The organism is Veillonella sp. AS16 (genome assembly GCF_000517785.1).
GTDB lineage: Bacteria > Bacillota > Negativicutes > Veillonellales > Veillonellaceae > Veillonella > Veillonella denticariosi.
Genome location: NZ_AZYX01000015.1, coordinates 1 through 2923, shown reverse-complemented (window position 1 = coordinate 2923; position 2923 = coordinate 1). Strand labels below are relative to the sequence as shown.

Sequence of the window (2923 nt, the reverse complement as noted above, 5' to 3'; positions counted from 1 at the left end):
AAGGGCGTACGGTGGATGCCTTGGCGATATCAGCCGAAGAAGGACGCGGTAAGCTGCGAAAAGCTACGGAGAGGTGCAAGCAACCTTTGACCCGTAGGTATCCGAATGGGGGAACCCGGCAGTGGTTATGCACTGTCACCCATAGCTTAGACTATGAGGAGGGCACCCGGGGAACTGAAACATCTAATTACCCGGAGGAAGAGTAATCAAACGAGATTTTCTTAGTAGCGGCGAGCGAACGGGAAAGAGGCCAAACCGGAGCGGGCAACCGCACCGGGGTTGAGGACAGTCATCAAGTGTACATGAGGTAGAAGAATGGAGCTGGAACGCTCAGCCGTAGAAGGTGAAAGCCCTGTAATCGAAACCTTGCATGCACGGGACTGTATCCGGAGTACCACGAGACACGTGAAACCTTGTGGGAAGCAGGGGGGACCACCCTCCAAGCCAAAATACTGATATCGACCGATAGCGCATAGTACCGTGAGGGAAAGGTGAAAAGAACCCCTGGCGGGGAGTGAAAGAGAACCTGAAACCGTATGTCTACAAACAGTCGAAGTCTGTATATATATCAGGACGACGGCGTGCCTATTGAAGAATGAACCGACGAGTTACTGTTGCTAGCGAGGTTAAGTGGAAAACATGGAGCCGCAGCGAAAGCGAGTCTGAACAGGGCGTTCAGTTAGTAATAGTAGACCCGAAACCGTAGTGATCTATCCATGGCCAGGTTGAAGCACAGGTAAAATTGTGTGGAGGACCGAACTCGTGAGCGTTGAAAAGCTTTGGGATGAGTTGTGGATAGGGGTGAAATGCCAATCGAACACGGAGATAGCTGGTTCTCCCCGAAATAGCTTTAGGGCTAGCCTCGAGGTAGAGAGTATAGGCGGTAGAGCACTGATCGGGCTAGGGGCCATACCGGTTACCGAACCTAGTCAAACTACGAATGGCTATACTTATACTCGGGAGTCAGACAGTGAATGATAAGGTCCATTGTCAAGAGGGAAACAGCCCAGAACACCGACTAAGGTCCCCAATGTTACACTAAGTGGCGAAGGATGTGGAGTTTCCAAAACAACCAGGATGTTGGCTTAGAAGCAGCCACCATTTAAAGAGTGCGTAATAGCTCACTGGTCGAGAGACTCTGCGCCGAAAATGTCCGGGGCTAAAGTGTAAAACCGAAGTCGTGTCATATGCAGCAATGTATATGGGTAGGGGAGCGTTCTCATCGGATAGAAGCAGTACCGAAAGGAGCTGTGGACCGGTGAGAAGTGAGAATGTCGGTATGAGTAGCGAAAAGAATGGTGAGAATCCATTCCACCGAAAGCCTAAGGGTTCCTGAGCAACGATCGTCGACTCAGGGTAAGTCGGGACCTAAGCCGAGGCGGAAAAGCATAGGCGATGGACAACAGGTTGACATTCCTGTACCGGTGTGAATTGTTTGATCGATGGAGTGACACAGTAAGGTAGGTCAGCACGCGATTGGAAGAGCGTGTTTAAGCAGGTAGGTTGAGTGATAGGCAAATCCGTCACTCTGAAAGCTGAGATGTGATGACGAGTGACTAGCAATAGTCGCGAAGTGATTGATCCTAGACTGTCGAGAAAAGCTTCTAGGTAGAGACACACTGCCCGTACCAAAACCGACACAGGTAGGCGGGGAGAGAATCCTAAGGTGCGCGGGAAAACCCTCGTTAAGGAACTCGGCAAAATGCCTCCGTAACTTCGGGAAAAGGAGGACTCATGTAGTGTGAAGAGCAGAAGCGCTCGGAGCATGAATGAGTGGCACAAGAGAGGCGCAAGCGACTGTTTACCACAAACACAGGTGCCTGCTAAAGCGAAAGCTGACGTATAGGTGCTGACACCTGCCCGGTGCTGGAAGGTTAAGAGGAGGGGTTAGACTTCGGGTCGAAGCTCTGAATTGAAGCCCCAGTAAACGGCGGCCGTAACTATAACGGTCCTAAGGTAGCGAAATTCCTTGTCGGGTAAGTTCCGACCCGCACGAAAGGTGTAACGACTTGCGCACTGTCTCAACGAGGGACCCGGTGAAATTGAAGTACCTGTGAAGATGCAGGTTACCCGCGACTGGACAGAAAGACCCCATGGAGCTTTACTGCAACCTAAGATTGAACTTAGTTAATGAATGTACAGGATAGGTGGGAGACGGAGAATCTAGGGCGCCAGTCTTAGAGGAGTCGGTGTTGGGATACCACCCTTTGATTAATTGATTTCTAACGGGCCGAGTAACGACCGGCCGGACAGTCTTAGGCGGGCAGTTTGACTGGGGCGGTCGCCTCCAAAAGAGTAACGGAGGCGCCCAAAGGTTCCCTCAGAGCGGACGGAAATCGCTCGAAGAGTGTAAAGGCAGAAGGGAGCTTGACTGCGAGACGGACAGGTCGAGCAGGGACGAAAGTCGGGCTTAGTGATCCGGTGGTGCCGAGTGGAAGGGCCATCGCTCAACGGATAAAAGCTACCCTGGGGATAACAGGCTAATCTCTCCCAAGAGTCCATATCGACGGGGAGGTTTGGCACCTCGATGTCGGCTCATCACATCCTGGGGCTGAAGTAGGTCCCAAGGGTTCGGCTGTTCGCCGATTAAAGTGGTACGTGAGCTGGGTTCAGAACGTCGTGAGACAGTTCGGTCCCTATCCATCGCGGGCGGAAGAAACTTGAAGGGGGCTGCTCCTAGTACGAGAGGACCGGAGTGGACGAACCGCTGGTGTACCAATTATCCTGCCAAGGGTACAGTTGGGTAGCTACGTTCGGGACGGATAAACGCTGAAAGCATCTAAGCGTGAAACCAGCCTTGAGATGAGGTTTCTCATAGCATAAGCTAGTAAGATCCCATGTAGACGACATGGTAGATAGGCCAGGTGTGGAAGAGCCGTGAGGTTTGGAGCTGACTGGTACTAATCGATCGAGGGCTTTACTT

Annotated in this window: 1 rRNA gene; it reads left to right on the top strand. The window is 52.0% G+C overall.

The features are described 5' to 3' along the window. A 23S ribosomal RNA gene (locus tag HMPREF1521_RS05325) occupies positions 1-2923 on the top strand; the annotation flags it as partial.